The sequence below is a fragment of the Acidimicrobiia bacterium genome, from assembly GCA_012959995.1.
GTDB lineage: Bacteria > Actinomycetota > Acidimicrobiia > Acidimicrobiales > MedAcidi-G1 > MedAcidi-G2B.
In genome coordinates this window covers 40599-58255 of the sequence record DUCC01000034.1, presented here as the reverse complement: position 1 = coordinate 58255, position 17657 = coordinate 40599, and the positions used below count along the sequence as shown (strand labels likewise).

Genomic DNA, 17657 nt, shown 5'->3' with positions numbered 1-17657 from the left:
CACGCCACCATTTATGGTGCACCTACACTCTAAAGACTTGAGTGCCTCATTATCAACCTTGAAAGGTAGTTATTTGTGAAAAAATATGATCAACTACTCTCATGGCATTAACCCTCATACTTCTTCGCCACGGCCAATCCGAATGGAACGCCACCAACCAATTCACCGGATGGTACGACAGCGGCCTCACCGAACAGGGCGTCAACGAAGCTCTCGCCGGCGCTGACCTCCTTGAGCAAGCCAACATTTTGCCCGACATTGTCCACACCTCACTACAAACCCGGGCCATCCGCACCGCCGAACTCACCCTGGGTGCCCTCAACCGCTCATGGATCCCCGTAAAACGAAGTTGGCGCCTCAACGAACGCCACTACGGCGACCTCACCGGGCTCAACAAAACCGAAACCGGTGAAAAATTTGGCCAAGAACAACTCCAAGCCTGGCGCCGCGGCTACCACACCCCGCCCCCACCCATCGCCGACGACAACCCCTACAACCCCAACGGTGACCCCCGCTACGCCCACCTCGACCAAGTGCCCCTCACCGAATGCCTCGCCGACGTAGTCGACCGAATGGTCCCCTATTGGGAAAGCGACATCTTGCCCGACCTGCAAAACGGCCGCACCGTGTTAGTGGCCGCCCACGGCAACAGCCTGCGCTCCTTGTGTAAATACCTCGACCACATCAGCGATCAAGACATCGCCGAACTCAACATCCCCACCGGCACCCCGTTGATTTACCAGCTCGACCCCCAAGGAAAACCCTTAGAAGCCAAACCGGTACTCCAACGCTCGTTAGACCCGGCCGCCGCACAAGCCGCCGCACAAGCCGTAGCCCGCCAAGCCGGCTAGTCGACCAGGCTGTAACCGGGCGAACCATGTTCGGCCAAGTCAAGGCCCTCCCACTCTTCCTGCTTGTCCACGCGAAGGCCAATGGTTTCTTTAATAGTTTTAAAGAGCAGCGCCGAAGTACCCAGCACCCAAACCGCTACCACCAGCACCCCAATGGCTTGCACCACCAACTGGTCGACGCCGCCACCATAAAATAAGCCGGCGTTTTCACGCCCTAAAAAGGCATCGTCGTATCGAGCAAAAAGGCCAACCGCCAAGGTGCCCCACACCCCACAAATACCGTGCACCGACACCGCCCCCACCGGGTCATCAATGCCCCGACGCTCAATAGCGATAACCGAATAGACCACAATAATCCCACCAATGGCTCCGGTGGCTACCGCCCCAGCGAAGGTCAAAGCCCCTGTACCAGCGGTAATGCTCACCAAACCCGCCAAGGCGCCGTTGCCGGCCATACCCACATCCATGGCCCCCGTTTTGCGCCAAATAACCGCCCCAGCACTCAAAACGCCTGCTGAAGCAGCCAACAGTGTGGTCATGATGGTGTGGGCCACCCATTCATCCATGGCCAACTCAGACCCTCCGTTAAAGCCAAACCAGCCAAACCACAGAATAAAGACCCCAATAACCACAAACCCGATGTTGTGACCCGGGATCGCTCGAGGCTCACCATTTGGGCCGTACTTACCCAAACGAGGGCCGAGGAAAATAGCACCCATCAAGGCTGCCCACCCTCCCGTACTGTGGACAATGGTTGACCCGGCAAAGTCAGTAAAACGGGCTTGACCAATGGCCAGGTCACTTAGCAACCCCTCGCCTTGCCAAAACATGTGCACCACCACTGGGTAGATGAATGCCGACATCACCGCACTAAAAATTAAGTAAGCCGAAAACTTAGTGCGCTCCGCCATGGCCCCCGAAGCAATGGTGACCGCCGTTGCCGCAAACACCACTTGAAAGAAAAAGAACGAGGGGGTCGCCAGCACATCGCCCCCGCCCAAGAAAGACTCGGGCATCTTCGAAAGGAAAAAATTGTCGCCCCCAATAAGGCTCCCTGTGTCGCTACCGAAAGCAAACGCAAACCCCACCGCCCAAAAAGCCAGTGCACCAACCGCCATGTCGGCCAAGTTTTTCGCCATAATATTACCGATATTTTTTGCCCGCGTAAGCCCTGCTTCCACTAAGGCAAACCCAGCTTGCATTAAAAACACCATGCAGCCCGCTACTAATAGCCACAGGCTGGTCAACAACGCTGTGTTGTCAGACGCAGTAAGTTCTTGCGCCGCCGCTGGAGTCGCCGTTACCATCACCGCCCCCGCTACTCCAAACAGGCCAAAAGCTATTTTACGAAATCGGGGCTTTCTTGCAAAAAAATTAAACACGTTTCTCTCCTCGGTGGTCAGAACTAACACTAAAAACGTTAAAGGTCTTTCGTTTCCGGCTTGTTTCGGGGCGGTAACAAAACAGCGACCTTTCGGCGACCTTCTCACCAAGGCCTTAAGGGCGATAGTGTTTCGTTTTATATGAGCCAGAAAGAACTTCGCCCCCATCACCTTTCAATAATCCTTGGTGTTTCGGTTGCCGCAGTAACCGTCATCTCGGGGATCGCCGCCACAGTCAACGGGTGGCACGACGAATCAACCGTTACTCGCGAGGTCTTTGGCAACATCCCCGGCGCCCTCAAGGTGGCCTTCTATTCAGTCATCCCGGCACTTATCATTTACGGCTCCATCCTTTTTGCTAACCGCATGAAAAACTGGGAACGCGGCACCCCCGACAATCGATCCACCACCAAGAGCAACGCCAAAAAACGCTTCGGTGACTTCCGCTCCGGGGTTTACATGAAAACCCTGCTGCGTGATCCCGCCGCCGGAGTCATGCACTCCTTGATGTACTTCCCTTTCCTTATTCTTCTGGCCGTTACCACAGTGCTGGAAATCAACCACCAAGTACCAGAAAGCCTCAAATTCCTTCATGGCGACGTTTACCGGGCCTACACCCTGGTGGGCGATGTCGCCGGCCTGCTCTTTTTAATCGGCGTCACCTGGGCCGTACTGCGGCGCTTCGGGCCCCGCCGCTTTCGTCCCTACCGCATTCGCATAAAATCCAAACCAGAGCACGCCGCAGGACTACTTATTTTATTGGCCATCGGGGTTACCGGCCTCGGTGTCGAAGCCTTTCGCATCGCTCTCCAAGCGGCCCCCGGCGGGCTCGGTAACGAGGCCGAAACTTGGTCCGTTGTGGGCTACCCTCTTGGGTTGCTCATCAAAGACGTTGACTTCTTCGCCGACCAAATACACGGATGGCATCAAGCCTGGTGGATCGCCCACGTACTGTCCTTCATGGCCTTTTTAGCTTTGCTACCCATCACCATGTTGCGCCACATGTTTACCTCGCCGCTCAACATGTATCTCAAAGACCGTGACCGCCCCAAGGGCGCCATGAAACCCATGCCCAACCTGATGGAAACCGAACTCGAAAGCTTCGGCGCCGCCACCATCGAAGACTTCACCTGGAAACAACTGCTCGACACCGACTCGTGCACCATGTGCGGCCGCTGCACCAGTGTGTGCCCCGCACACGCCACCGGCAAACCATTAGACCCACGAGAAATCGTACTCAAGACCGGCGAAATCATGGCCGCCACCGGAAGCCCCGTAGTCTCCCCACCCCTAGGCGTCGACCCGGACATCACCGTGCCCGCCAACGCCATGTTTGAGCGCATCACTGGCGAAGAACTCTGGGCCTGCACCACCTGCCGAGCCTGCGACGAAATCTGCCCGGTCAATATTGAAATCATGGACAAAATTTTGGACATGCGGCGCTACCTGTCGCTTATGGAATCCGACTTCCCTACCGAATTGGGCGCCGCCTACCGGTCCATGGAAAACTCCAGCAACCCGTGGGGTCTTTCTCAAAGCGAACGAGCCGACTGGGTAGGCGACATCGAAGGCATCGAAGTGCTCGACGGCGGCGACCCCTTTGATTCCGAATACCTCTACTGGGTGGGTTGCGCCGGGGCCTTTGACGACAAAAACAAAAAAGTCTCCCGAGCCATGGCCAAACTCATGACCCGAGCCGGGGTGTCATTTTCTATCCTCGGCCCGTCAGAAATGTGCACCGGCGACCCCGCCCGCCGCTCCGGCAACGAATACATTTTCCAAATGTTGGCTATGCAAAACATAGAGGCCTTAAACGGGATGGGTGTTAAAAAAATTATTACCCAATGCCCGCACTGCTTTAACACCTTGGGCAATGAATACCCACAACTGGGCGGCCACTACGAAGTTATTCACCACAGTCAACTCTTGGAATGGCTCATCGAAGCCGGAAAACTCGACATGAGCAACGCTCGGTTAGAGGAACGCATCGTCTACCACGACTCTTGTTATCTCGGCCGCCACAATGATGTTTACCAAGCCCCCCGCAAAGTGTTGGGTTCGCTCGGCGGCATTCAAGTAGTAGAAGCCGAACGGTCCGGAACCAAAGGTATGTGCTGTGGCGCGGGCGGCGGCCGCATGTTTATGGAAGAAGACACCGGCAAAAACATCAACGTAGAACGCTCTCAAGAGCTGTTGGCCACCGGAGCCACCCGCATTGCTACCGCTTGCCCCTTTTGCTACGTCATGATCGACGACGGGGTAAAAGGCGAAGGCGTGGAGGAATCCGACGTCAAGGTCGGCGACATCTCACTTCATGTACTGGAAGCCCTCGAAGCAGGCGACGCCGCTACGAGTTAACAGAAAATCAATCGTTGAAGTTTTCCCAATATCGACTCGGTCGAGGGCCTTCTTGACCTCGGTATTTTGAGCCCAGGCTGGACGCCCCATAAGGGTTGTCGGCAGCTGTGGTCATTTGCACAAACGAAATCTGGCCGATCTTCATGCCCGGGTAAAGGGTGATAGGCAAACTAGCGACGTTGGAAAGCTCCAAAGTGAGTTGGCCATCCCAGCCAGCGTCTACATACCCGGCAGTGGAATGAATGAGGAGCCCCAGTCGCCCGAGGCTGGACTTTCCTTCTAGGCGAGCTACTAAATCGTTTGGCACGGCAATCCGTTCTGAAGTGGACCCCAAAACGAATTCTCCGGGGTGCAAGATAAACGGGTCGTGGTCGGTGGCTTCAACCTGTTCGGTCAGTGTGGTGAGGTCTTCTTTCACGTCGATGAGACCCATGGTGTGGTTACGAAAAACTAAGAAACGGTGGTCGAGGTGCAGGTCAACCGAGGACGGCTGCACACAGGAATCGTCAAAGGGCTCAACGATAATGCGCCCAGCGGCGATGGCTTCTCGAATGGAACGGTCTGAAAGAATCATGCAGAGTGAATCCTAAAGGTCAATGTTGGAGGCTGGTGGGATTAGCGCCCAAGAACTGCCGAATTAATGGCTCGTAGTGTTCTATCGGGTTTGAAACATAGGTCGGGTCGAAGGCTGGGCCATCATAAAGTGCACAAAATTCTTCGCAGTAGTCGTAATATTGGTGACCGGTAAAACGATCTCGGGTGTTGCGGTCCATGCCGAGATGATGCCAAAAGTAGTAGCCCTGAAAAATCCCGTGCTGTTGCACCATCCAGTGATTGGCCTCCGATACAAACGGCCTCAAAATAGCGGCGGCCACATCTGGGTGGTTGTAGGGCGCCAATGGGTCGCCGATGTCGTGCAATAAAGCGCAAAGCACGTACTCGTCGTCGCGGCCATCTCGTTCGGCTCGGGTGGCTGATTGCACACTGTGCTCTAGGCGATCGATTGGGAAACCGCCGTAGTCGTTGTGGAGGTGTTCCATTTGTTCCATAACTCGAGCGGGCAGGCTGGCTTCGAGTTCACCGCGCTGGCCCATGATAAGCGCCCAGTCTTCTTTGGTTGACTCTTCAAAAGAGGCAAACGACGCGCGTGGTGGATTTTGTATTTCAGTCATTAGGGGTTTCGAATTCCTTTTCTGCGTTAGCGGTAGCTTCGGCATCGGGGCCTGGTCCGGGGGTAGCTAATGGCCAGCGGTGACCGAAGGGGTCGGTGAGACGAGCATAGCGGTCTCCCTAAAACATGTCTTCCGAGCCAAAATCTAGGGTAGCTCCCGCTGCTACAGCTTGTTGGGTGGCCGCATCAACGTCAACCACATCACGATGCAAAACAAGGGGAGAACCGCCGATGGCTTTTGGTGATGAACCGACGCCGTTGTTCATTTCTGGAAAATCATCGACCACAAAAATTACGAACCCGTCGAAAGAAATTTCAGCGTGAAGTACTCGCCCATCATCAAGGGCGTGGGTAAACATTTCTTCAGCCCCGAAGGCCTTTACATGAAAAGCAATGGCTTCTACGGCGCCTTCTACACAGATTTCTGGCACTACCTCTGTACGTAGTGGGCGATGGGGTGCAGTCACAATGTCTCTTCGGTTGATTCTCAGTGTAGATCATCATTCCCCTGTGGGGAATACCGGACCCATCGCTACGATGACCCGGCACGCGGGTGTAGTTCAATGGTAGAACCCCAGCTTCCCAAGCTGATGACGGGAGTTCGATTCTCCTCACCCGCTCCAACCTCCCCTCCCCCATGTTTCATCTGGTGGGTAGGGTGGGGGCATGGAAAATTGGAATGAAAGAGCCTTAACCAGTGTGGATTATCACACTGCGGGGGAGCCTTTTCGGATTTTGGATGTTGGGCCCATGGAAGGAACCACTGTTTTAGATCGGCGAAGTTGGGCACAAGAAAACCTTGACGACCTTCGCCAATTCTTAATTAACGAACCACGCGGCCACGCCGACATGTACGGCGGGTTCGTCGTACCCCCCAACGACACCGAGGGCGACCTCGGCGTGGTGTTTTTTCACAAAGACGGATTTTCCACTGCCTGTGGCCACGGCACCATTGCCCTCGTTACCTGGGCCATCGAAACCGGCGTGCTTCCCGCCGGGCAAACCCAAGTAGTGGTTGATGTTCCCTCCGGACGGCTCCACGCCACCGTTACCTACCAAAATGACCGAGTGGCTTCCGTATGTTTCACCAACGTGCCCTCCTTCGTCAGCACAACCGACCTAACCGTTCCCACCAGCCAAGGGCCCCTCACCGCCCACATCGCTTTTGGTGGGGCTTATTACGCCTCCGTAGACACCACCGACCTCACGCTCTCCCCGGAAGCCGCCCACCTTGATGCTCTGATATCACTAGGACGAGAAATAAAAACCCACCTAAACACCCACCCCGCGGTAGACCACCCACAGGACCAGCGGCTATCTGGGCTGTACGGCACAATATTTTTTGAAACCCTTAGCCATGATCCCCTTCATCAGCACAATGTCACCATATTTGCCGACGGTCAAATAGACCGGTCACCCTGCGGATCAGGAACCTCCTCACGCCTCGCCCTCCTCCACCACCAAGGGTCACTCAACACCGGGGACACCTTTATTAACCAAGGGGTGGCTGGGGGACAGTTCACTGGCCGTATCATCGCCGAAGACGCCGCCGGGGTCCTCACCACCGTTGAAGGCTCCGCCCACCACTACGCCACCACCACCTTTACCCTTGACCCCCGCGACGCCCTCAACTTAGGATTTCAACTGCGATGAACAACCTCCCCCACTTTGATGCCCAAGCCATCACCCAAGCGGTCAGCATGAGCGATGCCATCACCGCACTTCACCAAACCTTTCAAAACCTTGGCCCCCTCCATCCCCGCACCCAAATACCTCTCGGGCCCGCCGACGATCTACTCCTCATGCCCGCCATAACCCCACAAGGGATTGGCATAAAAACCGTGACCGTGGTCAGCGACAACCCTGCCAAAGGACTGCCACTTATCCACGCCCACTACTTGCTCTGCGACCGCCAAACCGGGCAACCCCTCGCCACCTTTGATGGGTCCGCTCTCACCGCCCTCCGGACCCCCGCAGCCTCCGGTGTTGCCACCCAAATCTTGGCTCAACCCGACGCCACCACATTGGGGATCTTTGGCACGGGCATTCAAGCCGTCGGGCACCTCGAAGCCATGTTGAGTGTTTGCCACGCAATAGACACCATTTGGGTGACCGGACGAACGCCTGCCGCCAGCGAAGCCTTCGTCACCCGTTTCGCCCAAGACAGTTATCAACTGCTGACCGCCCCCGCCGCACAAACCGCCACTGCTGACATTATTTGCGGCTGCACCTCATCTGTTAATCCGGTGATTCCCACCGCATCGGTCAAGCCAGGAGCGCATATCAACTTAGTGGGGTCATACTCAGCGGCTCGGCGCGAAGTTGACGTTGACTTAATTGCTACCGCATCCGTTTATGTTGACGAACGAGAAGCCGCCCAGGTTGAAGCAGGAGAATTAATAGCCGCGGCAACTGGGTCTTGGTCATTTGATCAGATTGCTGGCGACCTCGCTGAATTAACGACCGGCCAAGTAGGGCGTCAGAATAACGATCAAATCACCTTGTTTAAATCAGTGGGTTTAGCCGTTGAAGATGTTGTGGTGGCGGCCGCCGTATTAGCCGCTCAGTAAAGTTACAAGAACACTTTAAAGTGCTGCCGCTTTATGAGCAGTGCGAATGCGGAACCAGTCGCCCACATTATTCAACGAATACACCGTAAATACCAGCATCAACGAAGGCCATATCACCGGCCAAATATTGATACGTAAGTCGGCACGAGAAGAGTTGATCATGACGCCCCAAGAAGAGGTAGGGGGCTCAACACTTAAGCCAAGAAAAGCCAGCGTTCCTTCTAGGACTACCGTCACCGCAGCAGCTACCAAAGCGTAAGCAAAAACTGTAGGCATCACGTTAGGGACAACCTCACGCCACAAAATTGTTCGATCTTTTGTACCAATAGCACGAGCCGCAGCCACAAACTCTCGACGGCTTACTGCCAAAGCGTTGGCACGAGCCACTCGGGCATAGCGAGGAATAGCCAACACGCCCACTACCAAAGAGATAACAAGAAGATCCCGTTTTTCCAGCAAGGTCACCACAGTGAGCAGCAACACCAGGGCAGGAAAGGCCAAAATAACATCAATGGTGGCCATGATGGCCGCCTCACGGCGGCCTCGCACATAACCCACGAATGAACCTAATAGCCCACCGAAAAATGTGCCGAAAGCTACCGCAGTGACCGCCACGGTGAGCGACACTCGGGTGCCATAAATTAATCGAGACAAAATATCACGGCTTGTGTTATCTGTACCCAACCAGTGATGCCAAGATTGTCCGTCGTTGGTCACATCGGTTCCAAACAAGAAACCTTGATAATTGGGATCAGCTAATTTTGGGATGAGGTCAGCGAAAACAGCCGTCAAAATGATAGTGGTTAACCAAAAAGTGCAGAGTTTGGTCACAATCGGCATAGCCCAGAAAACCCGGAATACCATACGAAAACGTGAAGGTGAAGAGGAAGGGGAGGACATCAGACCTTCTTTCGAATTCGAGGGTCAACCAGCATATAAATAATGTCCACCAAGGTATTGATAGTCACGTACACCACGGCCACAAAAACAGTGATACCTTGCACCATCAAAAAATCTCTTTGGTAAATGGCATCAAGTAAGCGCTTACCTAAACCAGGAATAGCGAACAAAACTTCCATGACCACCGTGCCGCCGATAAGGGCCCCCACGTTCAAGCCAACCACCGTAATCAAAGTCAGCGAACTCGGGCGGAGGGCGTGGCGAAGCAAAATGAACCGGTCTTTTAACCCCTTTGCTCGGGCCGAAAGTACGTAATCTTCTTGCAAGGTAGAGATCATGTCAGAACGCACCACCCGGGTATAAACCGCTATTTCCGCTAGGGCCAAAGACATGGCCGGCAAAAGAACTGACTTGATATTGCCAGACACGCTTTCCGTTAGGCGTGTCCATCCGGTAGCAGGTAGCCACTGGAGTTTCATGGCAAACAAATAAATAAGCAAGAGGCCCAGAACAAAGTTCGGAATACTTAATGACACTTGGGCCACCGCAGAAATGCCCTGATCAACTCTTTTCCCCTGCTTGTAAGCAGACAGGGTGCCGAGAGGAATGGCAATCAAAAGTGAAAAACCAACGGCGACAATGGCTAACTCTGCCGTAATGGGTAAGCGGCGCCAAATTTCCCCCGCTACCGGTTGCGAGGTAATAACCGACTTACCTAAATCTCCAGTAACGGCGTCACCAAGCCAGTTGGCATAACGCACCAACATGGGGTCATTGAGGCCGAATTCTTCTCGAAGTTGTTCAACAAACTCTTGATTATTTTGGGCCTCTGGTGGGATAAGAGCATTAATGGGGTCCCCGGGGAGCAAATTGACCATCAAGAAAGTCAAAAAAGATACGGCCAAAATAGTGGCTACCAACCGGACAAACCGGACTGCAAGCATCTTTCCCACGAATAAAACCCTTCGATAAATAAAAAGTAACTGAAACAATTAAGCACATGGGTGGGGTGAGTTTCCTCACCCCACCCAATGCTTAATTAATGGCTAGCTCTATTCAGCTGCCCAATAAGCTTGGGCCCAACGGCCTTCAGCTGCTGGGTGACCAATACCGGCTTCACCGTCTGGCATCTCCCAAGAGTCAAGACCCCCGAGACCTTCAGCGGTTGCGATAACGGTCGCCGTTCCACCAGAGAACCAAATTGGGTTTTCGTCGTTCATGATCAAACCGAACTTCTCATAGAGAGCAGCACGAGTTGGCACGTCATCGGTCAACGAGGCTTCAACCAAGTAACCGTAAGCCTCTTCGTTGTACCAGTTAGAGAAGTTCAAGGCACCTACAGCAAGGTTTGACGGGTCGCCAAAGCCAGAAAGCATTCCGGCTGCTGGGTCGTCTTCACTTCCCCAACGCCAGCAGTGCATGTGGTGGGTACCGATAAAGGTTCCATCTGCACCACCAACGGCCATCCCAATGTGGGTGGCTTGGTCGAAGTTGCTCATGTTTACGTCAACGAGCCCAGTTGATTCCATAATTGCTTGGATTACCTGCATACCGGCGATCAAAGTTGGGTCAGGTGGGCAACTCAACTCAACTTCAATGTTTTCGCCAACGGCACGGCCATCAGAACGTGCTGGATCGTTGATGTACTCGGTTACCAAGGCAACACCGGCAGCCACATCAAACGCTGGATAAGCGTCTGCTACTGCTTGTGAGTAGAAGGGGCTGTCGGGCGCAAAGAATTGCGTGGCACCAGTAGAAATTCCCTTACCGCCCAAGGCTTCAATGACTGCATCTTGGTTGTTCATGTGCATCAAGCCACGACGTACTCGCGTATCGTCGTATGGCGCAATGGTCACGTTGAACATACCGCCACCGGCGTTGTTGCCTTGGTGTTCAAACAACCAAAGCCCGTCGGTGTTTCGAGCGTCACGAATGCTTGCTTGACGCAAACTCTGCATGGCAGTTACCGTGCCCGAAGCCAAGGAAGACAAGCGGGTGCCTTCGTCAGGGATTGGGTGGAAGGTAACGGAGTCTAAGTAAGGCAATTGTGTGCCGAAAGAGTCAGACATCCAGTAGTTCGGGTTGCGAACCATGACGGTCTTGTTGTCTACGTCTCGGTTGTCAACCATGAAGGGGCCGGTGCCGATTGGGGCATTGGCCGCTGCGGCAAGAGCATCTTCGTCTGCACCAGTAGAAGGAGCAAACACCATGCCAATTTGAGCACGAGAAAGGTTAGCAGTGAAAACAGCGTTGGTTCCGCTCAAGGTGTAAGTCACCTCAAGGTCGCCGGTAGCTTCGACGCTTACCAATTTAGATGAACCGATGATTCCGGCAGATTGCGCACCAGTTTGTTGAACAACAAACATGTCAGCAATAGTTTGAGCCGTCAGTTCGGTGCCATCATGGAACAATACGCCAGGACGCAAGTTCATGGTCCAAACGGAGAAATCATCATTCGAAGAAATGCTCTCAGCTAAGAAAGGTCCGTAGCTTCCGTCGGCATATTGTTCAAACAGTTTGTCGAATACCGCGGCCAGCATGTTGTAGCAAGGGGAAGAACAAGCGTCTTCCCAAGGGCGCAAGCCAACAGCTTCAGCTTCAAGACCTACGCTAGCATCGCCGCCTTGAGCAGGCCCCACAGGGGGTGCTTCGGTGGTGGTGGTTGGTGTAGCCGTAGTAGTTGGCGCCTCCGTGGTTGGTGTGGCAGTAGTTGGTGCAGCGGTAGTTTCCGTCGCATCCGGTGCTGCCGTGGTAGCAACAGGTGCGGCATCGCCGCCGCTATCGCTGCCACAAGCAGTAGCTACCATTACGGCAGCCAGAAGAACAGCCATCAAACGCATAGCTGATCCCCGCTTTCTGGTTAATTTATTCATTGCTTTCCCCTCCATGGGTTGGTTTATTTAGAGAACATAGTTGATACATCAGACACTCGCCGTTACCAGAACAGCAATCGGGGTATCCGCTTGCTGAGAAAGTGGGTGGTGACAGGCCACGAAATGGTTTTGTCTGACCTCTTTCATCTGTGGTTCTTCGGCCGAGCAAATTTCGTCGGCAAACGGGCAACGAGTGCGAAAGCGGCAACCGGACGGTGGGTTAATGGGTGAAGGAAGCTCTCCACTACCGCCATCCGATTTATCAAGAGCAACCGCGGGGTCAGGCTCTGGGCAAGAGTCCAACAATAAACGGGTGTAGGGGTGTGACGGATGGTCATAAAGCTCGTCAGACCCGGCGACTTCACAGATTTTTCCGAGATACATGACAGCCACCCGGTCACTAATGTTTTTAACCACGGCAAGGTCGTGGGCAATGAAGACCAGTGTCAGGTTGTATTTCTTTTTTAAATCTTCGAGTAGGTTCAAAATTTGGGCTTGCACACTGACATCAAGCGCACTTACCGGTTCATCGCAAATAAGCACTTCGGGTTCTAAAACCAGGCTGCGAGCAATAGAGATGCGCTGACACTGGCCGCCTGAAAATTCATGCGGTCGTTTGTTACGGGCTACGTCGGGGTCGATTCCTACTGCGTTGAGCATTTCATCAACCAAAGCTTTTTGCTTTGCTTTGTCTTGGGGGCCCCAAACGTTTAGCGGCTCAGCAACAATTTCGCCTACTTCTCGACGTGGATTAAGTGAGCTAATGGGATCTTGAAAAATCATTTGCAGGTCAGTGCGGCGGCGACGCATAGCTTCTGTTGACAATTCAGTGAGATCCACCAAGTTGTAGTACACAGCGCCCGAGGTGGGGTTAGGAAGTTGAATTATGGCTCGTCCTGTGGTGGATTTACCGCACCCTGACTCACCGACCAAACCAAGGGTTTCGCCTCGTTTGATATCAAAACTGATGCCACTTACCGCCTTTACGGTGTTGCCACCAGCTACCGGGTATTCCACTACTAAATCTTCAATGCTGATCAGCGCTTCGCCTTCGGGTCTCAGGTGGGCTTTTCCGCTGCCGGCCATTAGTTGTTCTCCTCGGCGGTCGCCGCTTGATCAAGTAGTTGATTAGTGTCGACCATTGACCCTTCTGCTACTGACAAAGTTTGCGGTAATTTAGCGGCCAAATTTCTAGCAAAAGCCTCTTTGTTCTCTGGTGTACCTACAGGGAACCAGCATGCTGATTTGTGGGCTGGATCGTCGGTTGTTTGCAGCGGTGGCGCTTCTTGGCGACATTTTTCTTGCACGTAGGGGCAACGAGGGCTAAACGCACAACCACTTGGTGGTTTAATAAGGTCTGGTGGGCGGCCGGCAATAGCGGCTAAACGAGTATGGCTACGCTGGGTTGTGCGAGGAATAGACCGCAATAATGCTTCGGTGTAAGGGTGTCGCATGTCGGCAAACAACGAACTGGTTGGCGCCTGTTCGACCACGTTACCGGCATACATAACCATGGTTTCGTCGGTGCGTCCCGCCACTACGCCGAGATCGTGGGTAATGAGAATCATGGCCATATGACGCTCTTGTTGTTCCCGGTTCAACAGATTCAAAATTTGATGCTGGACCGTTACATCTAAAGCAGTGGTTGGTTCATCAGCAAAAAGAAGGGTCGGTTCGCAGGCCAAAGCAATGGCGATGCAAATACGTTGACGCATGCCTCCACTAAGTTCGTGCGGGTAAGCGTTGAGGCGACTTTCTGGCTCGGGGATCCGAACCTCTTTCAAAAGATCAATAGCCAATGATTTAGCTTCCGACCGAGAAGCACCTAGATGCTGGCGAACATGTTCGGTGACTTGGCGGCCGACTTTCACCAAAGGGTTCAATGAGGTCATGGGGTCTTGAAACACCATGGCCATTTCATTACCCCACAGGTTTTGCATTTCCCGCATGGAACAGCCGAACAATTCTTTTCCTTCGAAGACTGCTTGACCGGTGGTATTTACGTTGCCACCCAGGTTAAGCCGCATAATGGAACGGGCTAAAACTGTTTTACCAGAGCCGCTTTCCCCCACCACACCAAGGGTTTTTCCTTGGTCAAGTGAAAAACTTACGCCACGGACTGCTTTTACTTCACCGGCCTTAATACTAAATGACGTATGAAGGTCGGTTACTTGAAGAAGAGGGGCGCTATTTGTGTTCGTTGAGAATTCTACGCTCTCAGTAGTTACTGGTGTATTCAACTTTCCCCCCTTTTTTTCTTTCTCGTTTGAATATTACAACGCTGAAGAGTCTGACTTATTTTCGGGCGCTAGTCCACTCCGGCGATGAAGTTATCTACTTAATGATGTCGCTTCGCTTTGATCTCGTAATGTTGAAAGCCAAACATTTAGTTAGCCAAGTGGCTAGTTCTTAGAACCTAGTACAAAAAGAGGAAATAGCAAGGAAACCTCACCACAATTAAATAGTACGTTCGCTGCCGCCATCGATTGGTATTTGAGCCGCCGTAGTTGCGGCAAAACGGTCACTGCAAAGTTCCGCTACTACAGAAGCTACGTGACCAGCACCTACTTCCATTTTTAACAGGTTGCGGGCCTTGTATTCCTCTACGGTCATTTGGTAATTCTCTGCCCGTTTTTTAAGCAGTTCTTCGGTCCAAAGGCCGGTATCAAACACATTGTCGGGATGCACCACGTTGACCCGCACCCCATGCTCGGCCCACTCAAAAGCTGCTACCCGAGATAACTGCGTTAACGCCGCCTTTGAGGCCGAATAGGCTGCCGCGCTTTTGCCGGGGGCCAAAGCATTACGAGAAGCAATAACCACCACTCGGCCACCCACTGGTGAAAGCGCAAGCAACGGGGCAACATGGTGAAAAAGTCGGGCCACAGAAGTGACGTTGATGTCCATTGCTTTTTGCCAAGAGCCCGCATCCATGTCAGCGATTAACGCACTTTGGGGGAATACTCCGGCACCAATAACCACCATGTCGAGCCCGCCAAATTGTTCAACTCCGGTTCGTAAAGCAGCTTTTTGCGCTTCTTCGTCGCCAACATCTGTAGGGCACCCCAACCATGAAGAGCCAGAAAATGTTGTGGTGACTTGTGGGTCAATGTCCAACCCGATAACCGCGGCCCCGCGATCCAAGAGTTCCGCGGCACATGCTCGGCCAATACCCGAGGCGGCTCCAGTTACCAGCGCTACCTGGCCAGCAAATTCTTTACGGGGGCCCGCCAAACGAAGTTTCGCCTGCTCAAGATCCCAATATTCTAAAGAAAAAAGGTCTGCTTCTTCTAACGCCACGTAACCGCTGCGCTGGTCCTCAAGGCACTCCAACACTGGCATGGTGTGGTGGTAAATATCAGAAGCGATTGCGGCATCTTTTGCCGTTGCTCCGATAGTCATCAGGCCTAATTCAGGGTCCAGCACCACTCGTGGGGCGGGGTCCAACATGGTGAGTTCTTGAGAAACGTTTCCATGGTGTTGTGCGAAATATTCGCGATAATCCTCAGCGAACTGGTTTACGTCACGACCAACTAAAGGAACCCGTTTAGTGCGAATGATGTGGTCGGGGGTTAATGGGCCGCGGGTAGCCAAGTCGGCAACATCGGGGCGATTCACGAACCGTTGAATCTCTGGGCTGGTTTGGCGATGCATGATCATGGGTGAACCCGCAGTCTCAGAAATAGCCCGCCGCAAGTCCGCTAACTCAGTAAGTACTATTTCGGCTTGTTCGCTCGGTGCTGGAGCTTCTTGTTGGCCCCCAGGAAGACCGGCCAAATACGTTTCGGCTCGCCCAATCAGGTCAACGTGTCGACCGTACGCTTGGCGGGTTGTTTCGGCAAAAGTAAAAAGCCCGTGATGCAAAAGCACCATGCCGATGGTTCCGGGATGAGCTTGTTCGGCCCACGCTTCTTGCACTGCTTTTGCTAAATCAAACCCCGGCATCACATAGGGCACGGTCACTACGGCGTCGCCATAAACCTCAGCCACCGTGTCGGCCCCTTCGTCAACGTTGGTCAAACTCAAAATAACGTCAGCGTGGCTGTGCTGGATAGCACGGAAAGGTAAAAAAGCATGCAGTAGTGCTTCTACCGACGGTTGTGGGGCATCAGCACGCAACCGGGCGGTTGACATTTCAGCCATCATGTCTTCGTCGCTTAACCGGTCAAGGCTAAGAAGGTCGCTCATCCGCTCTAAGGGCAGCGGGGTCAAACCAGGCACCTCAATGCTGGCCAGGTCCCACCCTGAACCTTTGACGTAAACGGCATCGATGGTGCGGCCGGTGATGTCTACCCAATCGGCTTTTACCGAGGTGTTTCCTCCGCCGTGCAGCACCAAAGATTGGTTGCCGCCCAACAATCGAGAGCCATAAGCGCAACAAGCCAGTGCTCCGCCGTCACCACAATCATGTTCGTTCCAAAGATTTTCCATTTTTTCCGCCTTTAAATTTCTTAATCTTCTGCGTCGGCGCCGGATCGGCTCTCAAGGAGGTCGGTGCGGATTTTAATTTCCGGAGCAGCACTTGGTTGAGCAGGCTCATCAGCAGTGTGCATCCATACTGTGCGTTGCGGGAAGGGGATTTCAATGTTGTGCGCATCAAAGGCTTTTTTCATTCGCGCCCGCAAAATACGGCCAGTAGCCCACTGTTCGCCAGGTTCAGTTTTTACCGAGAGGCGAATGGTGATGGCATCCGCCCCAAAGCTTTGCAAACCAGAAATAACTGGTTCTTCAATAATGGTGGCTGCTTCAAGTTGCTCTTCCCAAAGTTCATCAGCTGTTTGTTTGATAACGGTGGCCGCTAAATCAATATCGGTGTCGTAAGCCACGTCAAGGTCGAGCACTGTTTTGGCCCAGAGTTGTGAGGAGTTTCCTACCCGATGGATCTCCCCGTTGGGAATAACCCAAACTGTGCCGTGGCTGTCCCGTAACACTGTGGTGCGCAAGGTGACCCGCTCCACAGTTCCTGAAGCAGGGCCAACGTCAATCCAATCACCTACCCCGTATTGGTCTTCGATGATGACAAAAATGCCGGCAATAAAGTTCGCCACCAAATCTTGGGCTCCAAAACCGACCGCGAGGCCGATGATGCCTGCCCCGGCAATAAGTGGGCCGAGGTCAATGCCTAACTCGCCTAAAGCGATCATCATCCCCAAGAGGTAAATCGCCCCGGTGCTAATACCCCTCAATACGGCCCCGAGGGTTAAGGCACGTTGGCGTGATCGGTCGCCTTGTTCGGCGAGGCGTTGAAGTTTGCGCCGGGCTCGGTTTCCCATTACGGCCAACATTTTGTTGGATTCAACTTCTGCCACTTCTTGTTCTTTTTCTCTCGTTTCAATGAGGCGAGACACCATGCGATCTATGCCGCGTCGTACCACACGATTGATCATCATTGACACCAACAAAATAAGAATGATTTTGAGCGGTCGTTCTACAAACCATCGCGCTGTTTCGGCCATAGAGTCATTTTCGGTGGCGTTCCATACCCATTTACAAATTGCACTTGGGGCAGGCCCGCAAGCATCCGTTATTCCAGTTGGCAACATGGTGATCTT

General features: G+C 53.4%; 15 protein-coding genes and 1 tRNA gene. 5 read left to right on the top strand and 11 right to left on the bottom strand.

Annotated features, from left to right (window positions below; translation table 11 throughout):
* Nucleotides 1-101: 101 nt before the first annotated feature.
* Nucleotides 102-851: a phosphoglyceromutase gene (locus EYQ49_09155; protein ID HIG26039.1), complete on the top strand. Its 750-nt coding sequence runs from the start codon at nt 102-104 to the stop codon at nt 849-851.
* Here the strand turns inward: EYQ49_09155 and EYQ49_09150 are convergent.
* Complete coding sequence (locus EYQ49_09150; protein HIG26038.1) at nt 848-2158, bottom strand: ammonium transporter; 1311 nt, start codon at nt 2156-2158, stop codon at nt 848-850. The genes EYQ49_09155 and EYQ49_09150 overlap by 4 nt on opposite strands.
* A 216-nt stretch (nt 2159-2374) precedes the next feature.
* Here EYQ49_09150 and EYQ49_09145 point away from each other — a divergent pair, with 216 nt between their 5' ends.
* Nucleotides 2375-4591, top strand: coding sequence for a 4Fe-4S dicluster domain-containing protein (locus EYQ49_09145; protein ID HIG26037.1), 2217 nt, complete (start codon nt 2375-2377; stop codon nt 4589-4591).
* 7 nt (nt 4592-4598) lie between these two features.
* Here the strand turns inward: EYQ49_09145 and EYQ49_09140 are convergent, their stop codons facing one another.
* The 3 genes from EYQ49_09140 to EYQ49_09130 form a co-directional block, all read right to left on the bottom strand.
* The gene (locus EYQ49_09140) at nt 4599-5165 is read right to left on the bottom strand and encodes a dCTP deaminase (GenBank protein HIG26036.1); all 567 of its coding nucleotides are present in this window, start codon (nt 5163-5165) and stop codon (nt 4599-4601) included.
* Nucleotides 5166-5184: 19 nt separating this feature from the next.
* On the bottom strand, nt 5185-5763 hold the full coding sequence (locus EYQ49_09135) for a phosphohydrolase (GenBank protein ID HIG26035.1): 579 nt from the start codon (nt 5761-5763) through the stop codon (nt 5185-5187).
* 118 nt (nt 5764-5881) lie between these two features.
* Nucleotides 5882-6229, bottom strand: a complete 348-nt coding sequence (locus tag EYQ49_09130) for a VOC family protein (protein HIG26034.1) — start codon at nt 6227-6229, stop codon at nt 5882-5884.
* Nucleotides 6230-6311: 82 nt separating this feature from the next.
* Here EYQ49_09130 and EYQ49_09125 point away from each other — a divergent pair.
* The 3 genes from EYQ49_09125 to EYQ49_09115 all read left to right on the top strand — a co-directional run bounded on the left by EYQ49_09125 (nt 6312) and on the right by EYQ49_09115 (nt 8332).
* Nucleotides 6312-6385: transfer RNA gene (locus tag EYQ49_09125), tRNA-Gly, on the top strand.
* Between the two features lie 43 nt (nt 6386-6428).
* On the top strand, nt 6429-7415 hold the full coding sequence (locus EYQ49_09120; GenBank protein HIG26033.1) for a proline racemase: 987 nt from the start codon (nt 6429-6431) through the stop codon (nt 7413-7415).
* Nucleotides 7412-8332, top strand: coding sequence for an ornithine cyclodeaminase (locus EYQ49_09115; GenBank protein HIG26032.1), 921 nt, complete (start codon nt 7412-7414; stop codon nt 8330-8332). Before EYQ49_09120 ends, EYQ49_09115 begins: the two co-directional genes overlap by 4 nt.
* 15 nt (nt 8333-8347) lie before the next feature.
* Here EYQ49_09115 and EYQ49_09110 read toward each other — a convergent pair whose 3' ends face one another.
* From EYQ49_09110 to EYQ49_09080, 7 genes are all read right to left on the bottom strand, one after another.
* On the bottom strand, nt 8348-9232 hold the full coding sequence (locus EYQ49_09110; protein HIG26031.1) for an ABC transporter permease: 885 nt from the start codon (nt 9230-9232) through the stop codon (nt 8348-8350).
* Nucleotides 9232-10176, bottom strand: a complete 945-nt coding sequence (locus tag EYQ49_09105; protein HIG26030.1) for an ABC transporter permease — start codon at nt 10174-10176, stop codon at nt 9232-9234. The genes EYQ49_09110 and EYQ49_09105 overlap by 1 nt, the downstream gene beginning before the upstream one ends.
* Nucleotides 10177-10284: 108 nt before the next feature.
* Nucleotides 10285-12120 carry an ABC transporter substrate-binding protein gene (locus EYQ49_09100; GenBank protein HIG26029.1) on the bottom strand — a complete coding sequence of 612 codons (1836 nt, stop codon included), beginning with the start codon at nt 12118-12120 and terminating at the stop codon, nt 10285-10287.
* A gap of 33 nt (nt 12121-12153) precedes the next feature.
* Nucleotides 12154-13191: an ATP-binding cassette domain-containing protein gene (locus EYQ49_09095; protein ID HIG26028.1), complete on the bottom strand. Its 1038-nt coding sequence runs from the start codon at nt 13189-13191 to the stop codon at nt 12154-12156.
* Nucleotides 13191-14345, bottom strand: a complete 1155-nt coding sequence (locus EYQ49_09090) for an ABC transporter ATP-binding protein (protein ID HIG26027.1) — start codon at nt 14343-14345, stop codon at nt 13191-13193. Before EYQ49_09090 ends, EYQ49_09095 begins: the two co-directional genes overlap by 1 nt.
* 217 nt (nt 14346-14562) lie before the next feature.
* Nucleotides 14563-16536: a bifunctional aldolase/short-chain dehydrogenase gene (locus EYQ49_09085; GenBank protein ID HIG26026.1), complete on the bottom strand. Its 1974-nt coding sequence runs from the start codon at nt 16534-16536 to the stop codon at nt 14563-14565.
* Nucleotides 16537-16556: 20 nt separating this feature from the next.
* A complete protein-coding gene (locus EYQ49_09080) occupies nt 16557-17648 on the bottom strand; it encodes a mechanosensitive ion channel family protein (GenBank protein ID HIG26025.1) in 1092 nt (363 codons plus the stop codon).
* Between the last annotated feature and the right edge of the window lie 9 nt (nt 17649-17657).